The following is a 16111-nucleotide window of genomic DNA, read 5'->3' as shown; positions in this document are numbered from 1 at the left end:
GGACGCGAGGCGCGGGGAGAGCTCGCGGAAGGCCTCTCAGCGGCCCAGAGCGGCCAGCTCCCGCGCGGCCTCGGTCAGGTCCTTCGCCGTGTCGATCGCCCGCCAGTAGGCGCCCTGCGGGATCGGGAAGCCCGCCAGGCGGCGTTCACGCGCCAGATGCGGGAACGTGGTGCGCTCGTGGTCGCCCCGCGCGGGGAGCAGATCGGCGAACTCCGGGGAGAAGACGTAGACGCCCGCGTTGATCTCGTTCGTCGTCGGCGGCGCCTCGATGAAGTCGGTGATGTGGCCGAAGCCGTCCGTCTTCACCGCGCCCCAGGGGATGCGCGGGCGGGCCAGGGCGAGGGTCGCGACGGCGTCGCGCTCGGTGTGGAAGTCCGCCATGTCGCGCAGCGAGAAACGGGTCCAGATGTCGCCGTTCGTCGCGTACCAGGACCGGTCGGGGTGCGGGAGACGGGCGGCCGCGTACTTCAGACCGCCACCGCGGCCGAGCGGCTCGGTCTCGACGACCGTCGTGACGTTCACCGGCAGGTCGGCGGAGTCCAGCCACTTCTGGAGGACGTCGGCGAGGTGGCCGCAGCTGACCACCACGTCCGTCACGCCCTCCTCGGCGAGCCAGACGAGCTGATGGCCGATGATCGGCGTCCCCGTGCCGGGGATCTCCACCATCGGCTTGGGCCGGTCGTCGGTGTAGGGGCGCAGCCGGGAACCCTGGCCCCCGGCCAGGATGACGGCTTGCGTGGGGCGGGACACGGCGTGCGGATCGGTCATGCCCGAACTGTACGCGGCGCCCCGCCCGTGGCCCGGACCGGCGATCCATCCTCGACCGGCCGGTTCCGGCCGCCCGCCGCGCGGGGCGGCCGGCCGCGAGGTCGGGTTCAGCTGTGGCCGGCCGCCACCCCCGACGCGAAGGAGGTGTCGCAGACGGGGCGCGCGTACGACTGGGCCCGCGGGGCGCCGTAGATACGCACCGCGGCACGGCCCAGGGCACGGGCGATGGAGACGCAGTGCTCGGCGAGCGACGGGTGACCGTTGACGGCCTCCTGGAGGTGCGTGAGGACGACGCCCGGGTCCTTGTCCTGCAGCTGGGTCAGCAGCCGGTCGCGCAGCAGGTCCTGCGGTGCGCGGACCACGGAGTGCGAGGCGCCGCCCGCGGTGGAGACGTCGGACGCGGTGAGCACCGAGTTCGAGGGGTTCCCCGACCAGTTGACTCGGGTGACCGCGAGGGTCCCGGAGAGCACCAGGACGACGGGCAGGACGAGGGCGAGGGTGCGGCCGATCCGGCGGGCGGGGCCGCGGTGGCCGCGTCGCGGCTGTTGGGAGATGGAGTGCTTCACGCGTGTGAGGGTAGCGCCCGGTAATGATTTGGCGACATTTAGTCACCGGTTCGGGGGATGAGAAGACGCCCTTTTTGGGGTAGGGCGTTGACGTACGTCACTCGAAAAGGGTGTTTTGCCGGGGTATTCGGCGACAACGAACCGGGCCCCGCGCTGGTGCGCGGGGCCCGGTTCGTCAGCCTGGGTGAATCCTCCGGGAGCTGCCGTCCCGGGCGGTGTGCGGTCAGTCGGTGAGGCGCTCGCCCGTGGAGGTGGAGAACACGTGGATCTCGCCCGGCCGCGGCACGACGTGCAGCTGCGCGCCCTTGTCCGGCACCTGACGGCCGCCGACGCGGACCACCAGGTCCTTGACCTCGCCGCTGACCTCGGCCGCGCCGTAGACGTAGCCGTCGGCGCCGAGCTCCTCGACGACGTTCACGGAGACCGCGAGACCGGCCGGGGCGTCCTCGGCGTCCTTCGACAGGGAGGAGGCGGCGGCGCCGTTGTGCTCGACCACGTCGAAGTGCTCGGGACGCACGCCGACGGTGACCGTGCGGTCGCCGCGGTCGGCGGCGGCCTTCAGCGCCTCGCGGTTGACCGGCACCACGCTGTTGCCGAACTTGACCCCGCCGTCGGTGATCGGGACCTCGACCAGGTTCATCGCCGGGGAGCCGATGAAGCCGGCCACGAAGAGGTTGGCGGGCTTGTCGTACATGTTGCGCGGGGAGTCGACCTGCTGGAGCAGACCGTCCTTGAGGACCGCGACGCGGTCGCCCATCGTCATGGCCTCGACCTGGTCGTGGGTGACGTAGACGGTCGTGATGCCGAGACGGCGCTGGAGCGAGGCGATCTGCGTACGGGTCGACACACGGAGCTTGGCGTCCAGGTTGGACAGCGGCTCGTCCATGAGGAAGACCTGCGGCTCGCGCACGATGGCGCGGCCCATGGCGACACGCTGGCGCTGACCGCCGGAGAGCGCCTTCGGCTTGCGGTCCAGGTACTCGGTCAGGTCGAGGATCTTCGCGGCCTCCTCGACCTTCTGCCGGATCTCCGCCTTGTTGACGCCGGCGATCTTGAGCGCGAAGCCCATGTTGTCGGCGACCGTCATGTGCGGGTACAGCGCGTAGTTCTGGAACACCATCGCGATGTCCCGGTCCTTGGGCGGCAGGTGGGTGACGTCACGGTCACCGATGCGGATGGCGCCGGCGTTCACGTCCTCGAGCCCCGCGAGCATCCGGAGCGAGGTGGACTTGCCGCAGCCGGACGGACCGACCAGAACGAGGAACTCGCCGTCCTCGATCTCGATCTCGAGTGCGTCTACGGCGGGCTTCTCGGAACCCGGGTAGATCCGGGTCGCCTTGTCGAACGAGACAGTGGCCATGGTGAATGGGCCCCCTTCTACCGGCAGGAACGTGCCGGACGATCCGTTGTAGGAAGGTGGTTGGTGTAGTCCACACGAGTGAACCGAATCAGGACGCTACCTCCCGGTCACCCGATCTGTCAGTACCCGGACGACTGTGAACTTCGCGGAAATTTTCGACAGAGAGCCCCCGCGACGTGGGTACACTGCACGGGCACGTGCGTCCGGCGGACGCGCACGCCTCCTTAGCTCAGCTGGCCAGAGCACCGCTCTTGTAAAGCGAAGGTCGTCGGTTCGAATCCGACAGGGGGCTCCGGAAAAGCCCAGGCCAGAGTTGTCGTGGCCTGGGCTTTCGGCTGTCCGGGGACCCTGGGGCCCCGGGCTGTCCCGGGGGGCGTCCCCGAGCTATTCCTGGGTCCCCAGCTTGGTCAGCGCCTCGTCCGTCAGGCGGTACGTCGTCCACTCGTCCTGGGGAAGGGCGCCGAGCGAGTCGTAGAAGTCGATCGCGGGGCGGTTCCAGTTCAGGACCGACCACTCGAGGCGCTGGTAGCCGCGCTCGACGCAGATGCGGGCGAGTTCCGTCAGCAGGGCCTTGCCGTGGCCGGCGCCGCGGGCCATGGGGCGGACGTACAGGTCCTCCAGGTAGATGCCGTGGACGCCGCGCCAGGTGGAGAAGTTCAGGAACCACAGGGCGAAGCCGACCGTCCCGCCGCCGGCGTCGTCCTCGGCGATGTGGGCGAAGGCGGCGGGCCGCTCGCCGAACAGCGCCTCGTGGAGCTGCTCCGGCGTGGCCCTGGCCTCCTGCGGGGCCTTCTCGTACTCGGCGAGTTCACGGATCAGGCTGTGGAGGACGGGGACATCGGCGGGCACGGCGGTACGGATCATGTCCGCGAGCCTAATACCGTCGCCGATTTGTTCGGAATGTCGATCGCGCGCCGGACGATACCGACGTGTGTGACTTGGCTCATGCGAATCAGCGGAGGCGAGGTCCTGCGCCGGGTGCGGGCGTATGTCCGCAGCGCGCCCGGTACGTACGTGTGGCTGGCGATCCTGTTCTTCACCACGGTCGCCCTGCACCACATGTCGCCGGAGTTCGAGGAACAGTTCCTGCGGCAGCGGTCGACGAACCTCCACGAGCTGTCGGACAACCCGGTGCGGGTGCTGATCGCCAGCGCCATGTGGATCGCCGGCGGATTCTGGTGGCCGTACGTCGTGCTGTACTCCGTCTTCCACGCGCAGGCCGAGCGCTGGCTGGGCACGCTGCGCTGGCTGGCGGTGTGCGTGGCCGCGCACGTGCTGGCGACGCTGATCAGCGAGGGCGTGCTGCTGCGGGCGATCCGGGACGGGATGGCGCCGCCCTCGGCGGTCGACACCCTCGACGTGGGCGTCAGCTACGCGCTGGCGGGGGTGGTCGCGGTGCTCACCTACCGGATCGCCGCGCCCTGGCGGTACGCGTATCTCGCCGTCGTGCTCGTCTGGTACGGGGTCCCGCTCGTGGTCGGCCGCACCTTCACCGATGTCGGACATTTCGTCTCGGTGCTGATCGGGCTGGCCTGTTTCCCACTGACCGGAGGGCGCGGAAAAAGCACGGAATCCGAAGGAGACAGCGGCCGAGTGCAGGGGTTAGCGTCCCGGACATGAGCAACTCGGGCGGCAGCGTCGTGAACGGCGGCATCTCGTTCTGGTACGCGGACGACGGTCTTCCGGCGCGGCGGGAGCCGCTGGCCGGGGACGCCTCCGCGGACGTCGTGATCGTCGGGGGCGGGTACACGGGCCTGTGGACCGCGTACTACCTGAAGAAGGCCGCTCCGTTCCTGCGGATCACCGTCCTCGAACAGAAGTTCTGCGGCTACGGCGCCTCGGGCCGCAACGGGGGCTGGCTGTACAACGGCATCGCGGGCCGCGACCGGTACGCGAAGCTGCACGGGCACGAGGCGGCCGCGCGGTTGCAGCGGGCCATGAACGACACCGTCGACGAGGTCGTCCGGGTCGTCGCGGACGAGGGCATCGAGGCTGACGTCCACCGGGGCGGGGTGCTGGAGGTCGCGCGCACGCCGGCCCAGCTCGCGCGGCTGAAGGCGTTCCACGCGGGAGAACTGGAGTTCGGCGAGAAGGACCGGGAGCTGTACGGCGCCCGGGAGACGGCCGAGCGGATACGGGTCGCGGACGCGGTCGGTTCGACCTGGACGCCGCACGGGGCGCGGGTGCACCCGGTGAAGCTGGTCAAGGGGCTGGCGGCGGCCGTGGAGGCGCTGGGCGTGACCCTGTACGAGTCGACGCCGGTGACGGAGATCCGGCCGAAGCACGCGGTCACCCCGTACGGGACCGTCCGCGCGCCCTATGTGCTGCGCTGCACGGAGGGGTTCACCGCCTCGCTGAAGGGGCAGCGGCGGACCTGGCTGCCGATGAACTCCTCGATGATCGCGACCGAGCCGCTGACGGCGGCGCAGTGGGAGTCGGTCGGCTGGGACGGGCGGGAGACGCTGGGCGACATGGCGCACGCGTACATGTACGCGCAGCGCACCGCCGACGGCCGGATCGCGCTGGGCGGGCGGGGCGTCCCGTACCGCTTCGGGTCGAGGACCGACAACGACGGACGGACCCAGGCGGCGACCGTCGAGGCGCTGCGCGCGATCCTCGTGGACTTCTTCCCCTCGCTGGCCGGGGTGGGGATCGAACATGCCTGGTCGGGTGTGCTGGGCGTGCCCCGGGACTGGTGCGCGACGGTCACCCTGGACCGGTCCTCGGGGCTCGGCTGGGCGGGCGGTTACGTCGGTTCGGGCGTCGCCACCGCCAACCTCGCGGCCCGCACGCTGAGCGATCTCGTGCAGCGGGACTCCGGTCAGGGCGGGCGCACGGAGCTGACGGAGCTGCCGTGGGTGGGACACAAGGTCCGCCGGTGGGAGCCGGAGCCGCTGCGGTGGCTGGGCGTGCAGGGGATGTACGCCACCTACCGGGCGGCGGACCGGCGCGAGCGGGAGACGCACGGCGCGCAGTCCTCCCGGCTGGCCCGGGCGGCGGACTGGGTGGCGGGACGGCACTGAGGCCTCGGGACGGCACCGGGGTGGCGCGGGACGGCACTGAGGCCTCGGGACGGCACAGGGGTGGCGCAGGACGGCACTGAGGCCTTGGGACGGCACCGGGGTGGCGCAGGACGGTACCGAGGCGGCGGGGCGGCGCCGAGGCCGCGGGACGGCCGCCGGTGGTCCGCGCCGCCCGCGGACGTCGGTCAGGCCGCCGACTCGGGGACCGGAGTCCGTGCCGGGCTCTCGCGGGCGGGCGGCTTCGCCGTCACCATCAGGCCCGCGACCAGACCGGCCAGCAGCATGATGCCGGCGGCCCACCAGATGGCGACGGTGTAGCCGTGGACGATGCCCTCGCGCACGATCAGGTCCCTCTGGGCGGGGTCGCGCAGATGCGCCGTGATGTACGCGGCGCCGCTGGTGGTGGCGACGGTGTTGAGCAGTGCCGTGCCGATGGAGCCGCCGACCTGCTGCGAGGTGTTGACGGTGGCCGAGGTGACGCCCGCGTCCTGGGGGGCGACCCCCGCGGTGGCGGTGGAGAACACCGGCATGAAGGTCAGACCCATGCCGAGGCCCATGAGGACCAGCGCGGGCAGGATCTCGGTGGGGTAGGAGGAGCCGACCGTCATCCGGGTGAGGACGAGCATGCCGCTCGCGGCCAGTACCATGCCGGGGACCATCAGCATCCGCGGGGCCACCCGCGGCAGCAGCCGGGCGGATATCTGGGTGGAGCCGATGATGATCGCGACGGTCAGCGGCAGGAAGGCCAGGCCTGTCTGCACGGGGGAGTAGCCGAGGATGACCTGGAGGTAGTAGGTCATGAACAGGAACAGGCCGAACATGCCGATGACCGCGAGGGCCATGGTCAGGAAGCAGCCGGCCCGGTTGCGGTCCCTGACGATGTGCAGGGGCAGCAGCGGTACGGGGGCCCGGGTCTGCCACCACACGAAGGCCGCGAGCAGCGCGACGCCCACCGCGAACAGCGTCAGGACCAGCGGGTCGGTCCAGCCGCGCGGGTTCGCCTCGCTGAACCCGTAGACCACCGAGACGAGGCCGCCGCAGCCGAGCAGCACACCGGGGACGTCCAGGCGGGCACCGGCGTGGCCGGGGCTGTCGCGCAGCAGGACGACGGCGCCGAGGACGGCGACGATCGCGATGGGCACGTTGACGTAGAGGCACCAGCGCCAGTTCAGGTACTCGGTGAGCAGCCCGCCGACGATGAAGCCGATCGCCGAGCCGCTGCCGGCCAGCGCGCCGTAGATGCCGAAGGCCTTGCCGCGCTCCCTGGGGTCGGTGAAGGTCGTGGTGAGGAGGCTGAGCGCGGAGGGGGCCAGGAGGGCGGCGAAGGCGCCCTGGAGGGCGCGGGCGAGGAAGAGCATCCCGGAGCCGGTGGCCGCGCCGCCGAACGCGGAGGCGGCGGCGAAGCCGACGAGACCGATGACGAACGTGCGCTTGCGGCCCACGATGTCGGCGATCCGGCCGCCGAGCAGGAGCAGCCCGCCGAAGGCGAGGGTGTACGCGGTGATGACCCACTGACGGTTGCCGTCGGACATGCCCAGCGCGCGCTGGGCGGAGGGGAGGGCGATGTTCACGATGGTCGCGTCCAGGACGACCATGAGCTGGGCGAGCGCGATCACCACCAGACCCCACCAGCGGCGCGGGTCGGCGTCCAGGGAGGTGGTGGTCTCACCCGTCCGGGGGTCACTCATCTGGTCAGAAGACCATGGTTCGGCAGGGGTCGCATCTCGGTGTGCGCCGTACCTGGTCATGGCTCCAGGACCACCTTCCCGACCGTGTTCCGGGTTTCCAGGGCACGGTGTGCGGCGGCGGCCTCGGCGAGCGGAAAACGCTGTACGACGGGGGTGAGGCGGCCGGCGGCGGCCTCGGCGAGGGCACGCAGTTCGAGGGTGCGCAGCGGGTGGGGTCCGCCGGTCCTGCGGGTCATGGCCGGGCCGAGGACCTGCTCGGAGACGCCCTCGACGAGGTGGGGGCCACCGCCGCTCAGGAGCTGCGCCGACCAGCCGAAGACGAGGTGCCGGCCGCCGGGGCCGAGCAGCGCGACGGCCTCGCGGGCGACCTCGCCGCCGACCCCGTCGAGGACGACGGTCACCGGGCGCCCGCCGAGGTGGGCGCGTACCTTGCCGGGCCAGGCGGGGTCGGTGTAGTCGACGGCGAGGTCGGCGCCGGCCGCCCGCACCCGAGCCACCTTGCGCGGGCCGCCCGCGAGGCCGACGACGGTGGCGCCGGCGTTCCTGGCGTACTGCACCAGCAGGGTGCCGATCGCGCCCGCGGCCGCCGGGACCAGGACGACCGAGTCGGGGCCGAGCTCGGTGAACTGGACGATCCCCAGCGCCGTACGACCGGTGCCGATCATGGCGACGGCCTGGGCGAAGTCGAGGTTCTCGGGGATCTCGTGGACGCGGTCGACGTCGGTGACGGCCAGTTCGGCGTAGCCCCCGGGGGCGAAACCGAGGTGCGCGACCACGCGTCGGCCGAGCCAGTGGTCCGCGACGCCCTCGCCCAGGGACTCGACCGTGCCGGCCACCTCGCGGCCGGGGACGGTGGGCAGGGCGGGCGGCTCGGGCAGCGGGCCCCGGAATCCCTCGCGCAGGGCGGTGTCGAGCAGATGGACACCGGCCGCGGCCACGGCGATGCGCAGTTGGCCGGGGGCGGGCAGCGGGTCCTCGACCTGTTCGTGGACGAGGTTCTCGGCGGGACCGAAGGCGTGGAGCCGGATGGCGTGCATGGGGGACTTCCCGTCGGGGTCGGGTCGGAGGCGGGGCCGAGGCCGGGTTCGGAGGTCGGGACCCGGGCCGGGTCCGGGGCCGAAGACGAGCTCAGTGGTCGGGGCCGTGGCCCGGGACCCACTCTTCGACCTCGATCGCACTTGAGGTCAAGGGGGCGAGGGGGCAAGGGGCAGCGGTGGGCCGGTCCGGACGGGATGTCAGTGGCGCGGTGCAGGATGAGGGCATGACGAGGACAGGCGCGGGCGGGACGGCAGGACGGAGCGGGTCCGGTACGGCGGGCCGTTCCCGGCGCGCGGGCGCGCGTCGGCCGGAGGTGCGGCTGCCGCCGCTGGAGCCGTACGGCGGGGGCGCTCTGGAGCCCGACGGGGACTACGACGGGCTCGAGTTCGGGCCGGAGGACTTCGCCGGACAGGACGGCGCGGGCGCGCGCTTCATGGACTGCGCGCTGAACGGCTGCGCGCTGGACGAGACGCGACTGCACCACGCCCGGATCCTGGACTCGGTCCTGACCGGCATACGGGGTGTCGGGACCGACCTCGCCGAGTCGACGCTGCGGGACGTGGAGCTGGTGGACGCGCGGCTGGGCGGGGTGCAGCTGCACGGGTCGGTGCTGGAGCGGGTGGTGATCCGGGGCGGGAAGATCGACTACCTCAACCTGCGCAAGGCCCGGCTGAAGGACGTCGTCTTCGAGGGCTGCGTCCTGGTCGAGCCGGACTTCGGGGGCGCCCGGCTGGAGCGGCTGGAGTTCGTGGACTGCGTGCTGAAGGGCGTGGACTTCGGCGCGGCGACCCTGACGGACGTGGACCTGCGCGGGGTCGCCTCGCTGGAGATCGCGCGCGGTGTGGACCGGCTGCGCGGAGCGGTGATCAGCACGGGGCAGCTGCTGGATCTGGCACCGGTACTGGCGGCGGAGCTGGGGATCCGCGTGGAGGGCTGAGGGCTGAGGGCTGAGGGCTGAGGGCCCGGCGCCGGGGCGGCGCCGGGCCTCGACCGGGCGGCCGGGGCGGGCTCAGCCCACCCGGGGGAAGCGGGCCTGGAGGGTCCAGATCGCCGGGTTCTCGCCCAGGTCGTCGTGCAGGTCGACCAGGTCGGCGATCAGGTCGTGCAGGAAGTCCCGTGCCTCGCGGCGCAGTTCGCTGTGGGAGAAGGTGAGCGGCGGTTCCTCGGCCGGCATCCAGTCGGACTCGATGTCCACCCAGCCGAAGCGGCGCTCGAAGAGCATGCGGTCGGTGGACTCGGTGAAGTCCAGTTCCGCGTGCTGCGGGCGGGAGGCACGGGAGCCCGCCGGGTCCTGGTCGATGCGTTCCACGATGTCGCACAGCGCCCACGCGAAGTCGAGCACCGGCACCCATCCCCAGGCTGTGGACAACTCGTGGTCCTTCTCGGTGTCCGCCAGATAGACGTCACCGCAGAACAGGTCGTGCCGCAGCGCATGGACGTCCGCGCGGCGGTAGTCCGTCTGGGGCGGGTCCGGGAAGCGGTTGGAGAGGGCGTAGCCGATGTCGAGCACGTGAATGATGGTGTCACGCCCTCATAGGATCGCTGACATGTCCCGATCCGCGCCCGTCGTGCCCGCGTTGGTGCTCACGCTCGTCCTCGCCGCGTGCGACGGCGGTGGGGTCCACGGCACGCCGGGCGGCTCCGGAGTGCGCGATCCGTACTTCCCGAAGGCGGGCAACGGAGGCTACGACGTCACCCACTACGACCTGCGGCTCGCCTACGACCCTGGCAGCCGCCGGCTCACCGGCACCGCCGGCGTCACGGCCCGCGCCACCCAGGACCTCTCCGCCTTCGACCTGGACCTCAAGGGCCTGGACGTGGGTACGGTCACCGTCGAGGGCGAGAAGGCACGCTGGAACCGGGCCGGCCAGGAGCTGACCGTCCGTCCGCCCGACGTCCTCCGCGACGGCGAGACCTTCCAGGTCACGGTCCGCTACGCGGGCACCCCGGTCACCCTCACCGACCAGGACGGCTCGAAGGAGGGCTGGCTGCCCACCGCCGACGGGGCGCTCGCGCTCGGCGAGCCCACCGGGTCCATGACCTGGTTCCCCGGCAACCACCACCCCTCCGACAAGGCGACGTACGACATCGCCGTCACCGTGCCGAAGGGCCTGACCGCGGTCTCCAACGGGGAGCAGGCCGGTGAGACCACCGCGGGCGGCCGGACCACCTTCACCTGGCACACCGCCGAACCCATGGCGAGCCATGCCGCCACCGTCGCGATCGGCCGCTACGAGGTCGGCCGTTCCACCGCCGACGGTCTGCCCGCGTACGTCGCCGTGGCCCCCGCCCGCGCGAAGGAGAGCCGCGCCGTGCTGGCGAAGCTCCCGGAGATCATGGAGTGGGCCCGGACCAACTTCGGCCCGTACCCGTTCTCCTCCACCGGGGTGATCGTCGACCGCCAGGACGAGGTCGGCTACGCCCTGGAGACCCAGAACCGGCCGGTCTTCCCCGGTGTCCTCGACCTCGACACCCTCGTCCACGAACTCGTCCACCAGTGGTACGGCGACTCGGTCACGCCGAGGACCTGGCGGGACATGTGGCTGAGCGAGGGCTTCGCGACCTACGCGGAGTTGCTGTGGCAGGAGGACCAGGGCGGCGACAGTGTCCAGGAGACGTTCGACGCGCTCTACGACGGCGACTACTTCGACACCGCGGAGGCGAACGCGGCGATCTGGGCGTTCCCGCCTGCGAAGCCGTCCGGCGCGGCGCACATCTCCGACCCGCCCGTGTACTGGCGTGGCGCGATGGTCCTCCAGAAGATCCGGCAGACCGTCGGCGACGACACGTTCTACGACATCGTCCAGGGCTGGGCGGCCGCCCACCGCCACGCCAACGCGGACACGGCGGAGTTCACGGCGTACGTGGAGAGCCAGGCGCCGGACAAGGACTTCGGTCCGATCTGGCGGGACTGGCTGTACGGAGACGGCAAGCCGGCCCACCGCTGAAGACCGGGCCCGTCGGAACGGGTCTATCCCCGCAGCGGCTTGCGCAGCACGGCGCAGGGGCGGTCGAGTTCGCGGTCGCGGCGGTGGTCGAGGACCTCGTAGCCGAGGGCGGTCCAGAAGGCGAGCCCCTCGGGGTTGGCGTCGAGGACGGCCAGGCGCACGGCGCTGCGCCCGGCGGCCCGGAACCGCTCCTCGACGGCCGTCGCCAGCTCGCGCCCGTACCCCTTGCGCCGCTCCCGCGCGTCCACCAGCAGCAGTCCGATCCACGGGTCCGGGTCGGCCGGGTCGGGATGGCGGTCCAGGGTCACGACGACCCCGACGAGCCGTCCCTCGCTGCGGGCCAGGGACACCTCCGCGCCCGGCTGGGCCAGTTCGTCCGCGAGCGCCGTCGCCACCTGCTCCGGACGGATGTCGTCCGGGTCGGGGAACTCGCCGCTGAGGGCGTGGAAGGCCCGGGCGGACGCGTAGAGCGCGGTCAGTTCGGTGAGCAGGGGGCCCGGGAGGTCGCGGTCGGGGGTGAGGGCGAGCGGTTCGAGGCGCATGGCCGCAGGGTAGTTGGGCCGTCCCCGGGAACTCCGTACCGAGAACGCCGAAGCCCCCGGCCGGTCGGACGGGGGCTTCGCGCGGGCGGTGCGGATCAGACGTTCACACCGAAGTCCTGGGCGATGCCCACCAGGCCGGAGGCGTAGCCCTGGCCGACCGCGCGGAACTTCCACTCCGCGCCGTTGCGGTACAGCTCGCCGAAGACCATGGCGGTCTCGGTCGCCGCGTCCTCGGAGAGGTCGTAGCGCGCGATCTCGGCGCCGCCGGCCTGGTTCACGATGCGGATGTAGGCGTTGCGGACCTGGCCGAAGTTCTGCGAGCGGTTCTCCGCGTCGTAGATGGAGACCGGGAAGACGATCTTGTCGATGTCGGCGGGCAGACCCGCGAGGTTGACGTTGATCGCCTCGTCGTCGCCGGCGCCCTCACCCGTGCGGTTGTCACCGGTGTGGACGATCGTGCTGTCCGGGGTCTGCTTGTTGTTGAAGAAGACGAAGTGGCCGTCCGAGTACACCTTGCCCTGGGCGTTGACCGCGATCGCCGAGGCGTCGAGGTCGAAGTCGGTACCGGTGGTGGTGCGGACGTCCCAGCCGAGGCCCACGGTGACGGCGGTCAGGCCCGGAGCCTCCTTGGTGAGCGAGACGTTGCCACCCTTGGACAGGCTTACAGCCATTGTTGGGAGTCCCTTCCCTCGTTGCGTACACGGCTTCGTACGGCACGAAGCTACCGCTACCCCTATGAACGCCGTGAGACGTACCCAAGGTTCCAGGTGTCTTTACTTTCTTTACCCGATTGCCCGAAGTCCCGGATGCCGGATATTCGCGTGACGCGGGCCGGACGCACGCGCGACCATGGACGGCATGTCCGGTCCTTATGTCGTCCGCGGCTCCGTCTCGCTCCCCGAGGCCGAGCTCATGTGGCGTTTCTCGCGGTCGTCGGGTCCCGGCGGGCAACACGTCAACACCAGTGACTCGCAGGCGGAGCTGCGCTTCGACCTGGCCGCGACGAAGGCGCTGCCCGAGGTGTGGAAGCAGCGGGCGCTGGAGCGGCTGGCCGGCCGGCTGGTCGACGGCGTCGTGGTCGTACGGGCCTCCGAGCACCGCTCCCAGTGGCGCAACCGCGAGGCCGCCGCCGTACGTCTGGCGGCGCTGCTCGCGGAGGCCACCGCGCCGCCGCCCAAGTCGCGTCGGCCGACCCGGATCCCACGGGGCATCAACGAGCGGCGGCTGCGGCAGAAGAAGCAGCGCTCGGACACCAAGCGCGACCGGTCCGGCCGGGACTGGACCTAGTACCGCACCCGGTACCGCACCCGGTACCGCACCTAGTCCAACTGCCGGTAGCGGCCGCGGAAGTACAGCAGGGGGCCGCCCTCCGCGCTCGGCACCCGTGCGGTCAGCACCCGCCCGATCACCAGGGTGTGGTCCCCCGCGGTCACCCGCTGCTCGGTACGGCATTCCAGGGTCGCCAGCGCGCCGTCCAGCAGGGGCGCGCCGGAGACCTCGCCGCGTACGTACGGGAGGTCCGCGAACAGCAGCCGGTCGCTGATCCGGCCCTTCATCGCGAACCGGCCGGCGATGTGCCGCTGGCCCTCGGTGAGCACGGAGACCGCCCAGTGGGGCTGCTCGTCCAGGAGGTCGTCCATCCGGCCGCCGGCGCGCAGGCTGACCAGCACCAGGGGCGGGTCCAGGGAGACCGACAGGAAGGCCGTCGCGGTCATGCCGACGTCCTCGCCGCCGGGCGCCGTGGGGTCGTCGGGGTCGAGCGGCGGCTCCTGCGCGGTCACCAGGACCACGCCCGCGGCCAGCCGGGCCATCGCGGCGCGGAACTCGTCGTTGCTCACCCCCTCAGCATGCCCGGCGGCGGGAGCGGGGGAGCCGGAGGGCGCGGAGGGCGCGGAGGGCGCCGAGGGCGCGGAGACGGGGGAGGGCAGGGCGGGCGAAGTCTTCAGCACGCCGGAAACGCTAGTCTCCGCTCCGCGGGCGGCACATCGGCCCTCGGTCCGAGTGCGGACCTACGACCGCGGACCGAGACGACGCCGGAACCGGCCGCACGGCAGGCTGGAAGCCGGGCTGCAAGGCGGTGGAAGGCGGTGGAAGAGGGACTGCGAGCAGGGCTGCAAGAGAGCTGCAAGGCGGGCCGCCCGTCTTGCGGACAGGGTCCGATTACAAGATCGACAACGGCGTCTTGCGCATCCTGTTCACAGGCCCACATAGTTTGCGTTCAGAAAACGCACGGGAGAAATGCAGAAACTCTACTGAATTGTTCAGCTTCGGCTGTGACTTGAGTCACAAGAGCCATTAATTGTTGACCCTGTGTACCGAGTGGGCAGCGCGCTGTGATTCAGTGACGGGGAAGCTGCAAGGACGTACGCCGAAGACAACCCTTGATTCGCTGCGAAGTCTCGGGGGGAGGGCGAGCATGGAGACCGAGTCGGAGCCCTATGTCCGTCTTGCGTCCCTGAGACAGCTGCACCAGGTCATGGCGGACATGAACACCGCCCGAAGCCTGGCCGACACGTTGCAGACTGTCGCGGAGGGCGTGGTGACCGCCCTCGGGTACGAGCTGGCGTGCGTGAACCTCGTCCGTCCCGACGGCGACCTCGTGGTCGCCGCCTTCGCCGGCAACCCGGCCGCCGAGGCCCTCATCACCGGCCGCGTCGGCTCGCGCGACTCCTGGGAGCGCCGCCTGAGCATGGGCGAGACCTGGGGCGAGCTGGTCTTCATATCCCACACCGAGGGCTGGGTCCTCGACGACGACGACGTCCCCCAGTGGTACACCGACGGGCCCGCCCCCCGCTTCGAGGACGAGTGGCACCCCTCCGACCGGCTGTTCGCCCCGATGTTCACGCCCGCCGTGCCGGGCGGCTCCAGCGGCGAGCTGATCGGCGTGCTGTCCGTGGACCGGCCGCGCAACGGCCGCCGGCCGGGCGCGTGGGGGCGCGAGGCGCTCCAGATGTACGCGTTCCAGGCCGCCATCGCCATTAGCAACGCGCGTCTACGTGCGAATATGCAGCGCGCGCTGGTCCGTCTCGAGCGGGATCAGCAGGCCCTGCGGGCCAGCGAGGAGAGCTTCCGGCAGGCCTTCGAGTACGCGCCCTCCGGCATGGCCATCGCCGAGATGGGCGGCGAGCAGCACGGCCGGATCCTGCGCACCAACGACGCCCTGTGCCGGCTGCTGGGCCGCCCGGCCTCGGCGATGCGCCGCTACTCCTTCTCCGACCTCGTCCACCCCGAGGACATCGGCACCCTGCTGCGCACCTCGGCCGAGGGCGGGCGGGCCGAGCTGCGCCTGGGCCGCCGGGACGGCACCTACGTCTGGGTCTCGCTGCGCAACAGCGTCGTCGCCGACGCCACCGACGGGCCGCGCTTCCTGCTCACCCACGTCGAGGACATCGAGGAGCGCAAGCGCCGCGAGCTCCAGCTCGCCCACCGCGCCTCCCACGACTCCCTCACCGGACTGCCGAACTCCGCCGAACTGCGGGCCAGGCTGGCCGCCCGGCTCTGCCGGCGCCCGCAGTCGGGGCACCCCGCGGCGCTCGACGCCCACGACGCGGCCTTCGGGCACGCCGCGTTCGACGCCAACGGCCACGGCTTCGACTTCCGGCCGGGCGCGGAGGCGTACGACGGCTTCGACCACCATGTGCACACCGCCGCCCCCGAGGCGGGCGAGGACGACGGCACCAAGGGCCTCGCGGTCCTCTTCTGCGACCTCGACGGCTTCAAGTCCATCAACGACCGGTTCGGGCACAACGCGGGCGACGCGGTGCTCATCGAGGTCGCCCGGCGGCTCAGCCGTCAGGTCCGCGACGGTGACACGGTGGCCCGGCTCGGCGGCGACGAGTTCGTGATCCTCGCCGACGGGCTCGGCCGGGCCGACGCCGAGGACCTGGCCGTACGGCTGCGCAACGAGATCATCCAGCCGATCCGGGCCGAGGGGCGGGCCGTTCGGGTGGGCGCCAGCTTCGGTATCGGCTGGGCGCACTGCGGAATGACCGCGGACGAGGTCCTGAAGTCAGCTGACGAACGGATGTACGTCGAGAAACGATCTCGTCCCAAACAGCACAGACGCGCAGGATGATGTGCAGGTCATCGGGTTGATGCGGCCCGAGTCACCTGTTCGGGCCATCAGAAGCGGGTAGGCTCGCCATTCTCCACTCGTATAAGAACGTGTACCGCATCCG

Annotated in this window: 15 protein-coding genes, 1 tRNA gene and 1 pseudogene; 7 read left to right on the top strand and 10 right to left on the bottom strand. The window is 71.6% G+C overall.

Annotated features, from left to right (window positions below; translation table 11 throughout):
• Window positions 1-36: 36 nt before the first annotated feature.
• The 3 genes from ACWC24_RS10960 to ACWC24_RS10950 form a co-directional block, all read right to left on the bottom strand.
• Window positions 37-768 carry a nucleotidyltransferase family protein gene (locus ACWC24_RS10960; protein ID WP_450662514.1) on the bottom strand — a complete coding sequence of 244 codons (732 nt, stop codon included), beginning with the start codon at window positions 766-768 and terminating at the stop codon, window positions 37-39.
• Window positions 769-875: 107 nt separating this feature from the next.
• On the bottom strand, window positions 876-1334 hold the full coding sequence (locus ACWC24_RS10955) for a hypothetical protein (protein ID WP_450662513.1): 459 nt from the start codon (window positions 1332-1334) through the stop codon (window positions 876-878).
• A 223-nt stretch (window positions 1335-1557) separates the two neighbouring features.
• A complete protein-coding gene (locus tag ACWC24_RS10950; RefSeq protein WP_450662512.1) occupies window positions 1558-2694 on the bottom strand; it encodes an ABC transporter ATP-binding protein in 1137 nt (378 codons plus the stop codon).
• Window positions 2695-2912: 218 nt separating this feature from the next.
• Between ACWC24_RS10950 and ACWC24_RS10945 the strand changes: the two genes are divergently transcribed.
• Window positions 2913-2986: transfer RNA gene (locus ACWC24_RS10945), tRNA-Thr, on the top strand.
• Between the two features lie 92 nt (window positions 2987-3078).
• On the opposite strand, the gene ACWC24_RS10940 is transcribed toward ACWC24_RS10945, so the two are convergent.
• A complete protein-coding gene (locus tag ACWC24_RS10940) occupies window positions 3079-3558 on the bottom strand; it encodes an N-acetyltransferase family protein (RefSeq protein WP_450662511.1) in 480 nt (159 codons plus the stop codon).
• Between the two features lie 81 nt (window positions 3559-3639).
• On the opposite strand from ACWC24_RS10940, the gene ACWC24_RS10935 reads away from it, so the two are divergent.
• Both ACWC24_RS10935 and ACWC24_RS10930 read left to right on the top strand, forming a co-directional pair.
• Entirely contained in the window at window positions 3640-4314 is a 675-nt protein-coding gene (locus ACWC24_RS10935) for a rhomboid-like protein (protein WP_450662510.1), read from the top strand.
• On the top strand, window positions 4311-5717 hold the full coding sequence (locus tag ACWC24_RS10930) for an NAD(P)/FAD-dependent oxidoreductase (RefSeq protein ID WP_450662509.1): 1407 nt from the start codon (window positions 4311-4313) through the stop codon (window positions 5715-5717). Before ACWC24_RS10935 ends, ACWC24_RS10930 begins: the two co-directional genes overlap by 4 nt.
• A gap of 185 nt (window positions 5718-5902) precedes the next feature.
• Here ACWC24_RS10930 and ACWC24_RS10925 read toward each other — a convergent pair whose 3' ends face one another.
• Window positions 5903-7405 (bottom strand): DHA2 family efflux MFS transporter permease subunit, encoded by a 1503-nt coding sequence (locus ACWC24_RS10925; RefSeq protein WP_450662508.1) that lies wholly within the window; start codon window positions 7403-7405, stop codon window positions 5903-5905.
• Window positions 7406-7461: 56 nt separating this feature from the next.
• Window positions 7462-8442, bottom strand: a complete 981-nt coding sequence (locus ACWC24_RS10920; protein ID WP_450662507.1) for a zinc-binding dehydrogenase — start codon at window positions 8440-8442, stop codon at window positions 7462-7464.
• Between the two features lie 224 nt (window positions 8443-8666).
• Here ACWC24_RS10920 and ACWC24_RS10915 point away from each other — a divergent pair, with 224 nt between their 5' ends.
• Entirely contained in the window at window positions 8667-9380 is a 714-nt protein-coding gene (locus tag ACWC24_RS10915; RefSeq protein ID WP_450662506.1) for a pentapeptide repeat-containing protein, read from the top strand.
• A gap of 72 nt (window positions 9381-9452) precedes the next feature.
• Here ACWC24_RS10915 and ACWC24_RS10910 read toward each other — a convergent pair whose 3' ends face one another.
• Window positions 9453-9953 carry a hypothetical protein gene (locus ACWC24_RS10910; protein WP_162470037.1) on the bottom strand — a complete coding sequence of 167 codons (501 nt, stop codon included), beginning with the start codon at window positions 9951-9953 and terminating at the stop codon, window positions 9453-9455.
• A gap of 37 nt (window positions 9954-9990) precedes the next feature.
• Between ACWC24_RS10910 and ACWC24_RS10905 the strand changes: the two genes are divergently transcribed.
• Window positions 9991-11391, top strand: a complete 1401-nt coding sequence (locus tag ACWC24_RS10905; protein WP_450662505.1) for a M1 family metallopeptidase — start codon at window positions 9991-9993, stop codon at window positions 11389-11391.
• A 32-nt stretch (window positions 11392-11423) separates the two neighbouring features.
• On the opposite strand, the pseudogene ACWC24_RS10900 reads toward ACWC24_RS10905, so the two are convergent.
• Window positions 11424-11933 (bottom strand): annotated as a pseudogene (locus ACWC24_RS10900) (GNAT family N-acetyltransferase); the annotation flags it as partial.
• A gap of 95 nt (window positions 11934-12028) precedes the next feature.
• Window positions 12029-12604 carry a TerD family protein gene (locus ACWC24_RS10895; RefSeq protein WP_450662504.1) on the bottom strand — a complete coding sequence of 192 codons (576 nt, stop codon included), beginning with the start codon at window positions 12602-12604 and terminating at the stop codon, window positions 12029-12031.
• 178 nt (window positions 12605-12782) lie between these two features.
• Here ACWC24_RS10895 and arfB point away from each other — a divergent pair, with 178 nt between their 5' ends.
• Window positions 12783-13220: an alternative ribosome rescue aminoacyl-tRNA hydrolase ArfB gene (gene arfB, locus ACWC24_RS10890; protein WP_450662503.1), complete on the top strand. Its 438-nt coding sequence runs from the start codon at window positions 12783-12785 to the stop codon at window positions 13218-13220.
• 32 nt (window positions 13221-13252) lie between these two features.
• Here the strand turns inward: arfB and ACWC24_RS10885 are convergent, their stop codons facing one another.
• Window positions 13253-13861: a flavin reductase family protein gene (locus ACWC24_RS10885; RefSeq protein WP_450662601.1), complete on the bottom strand. Its 609-nt coding sequence runs from the start codon at window positions 13859-13861 to the stop codon at window positions 13253-13255.
• A gap of 488 nt (window positions 13862-14349) precedes the next feature.
• On the opposite strand from ACWC24_RS10885, the gene cdgB reads away from it, so the two are divergent.
• Window positions 14350-16008, top strand: coding sequence for a diguanylate cyclase CdgB (gene cdgB / locus ACWC24_RS10880; protein WP_450662502.1), 1659 nt, complete (start codon window positions 14350-14352; stop codon window positions 16006-16008).
• The last annotated feature ends 103 nt before the right edge of the window (window positions 16009-16111 follow it).

It is taken from the genome of Streptomyces sp. NPDC001443, from assembly GCF_053597355.1.
The sequence above is the reverse complement of the archived record's forward strand: the minus strand, read 5'-3'. Positions and strand labels throughout refer to the sequence as shown.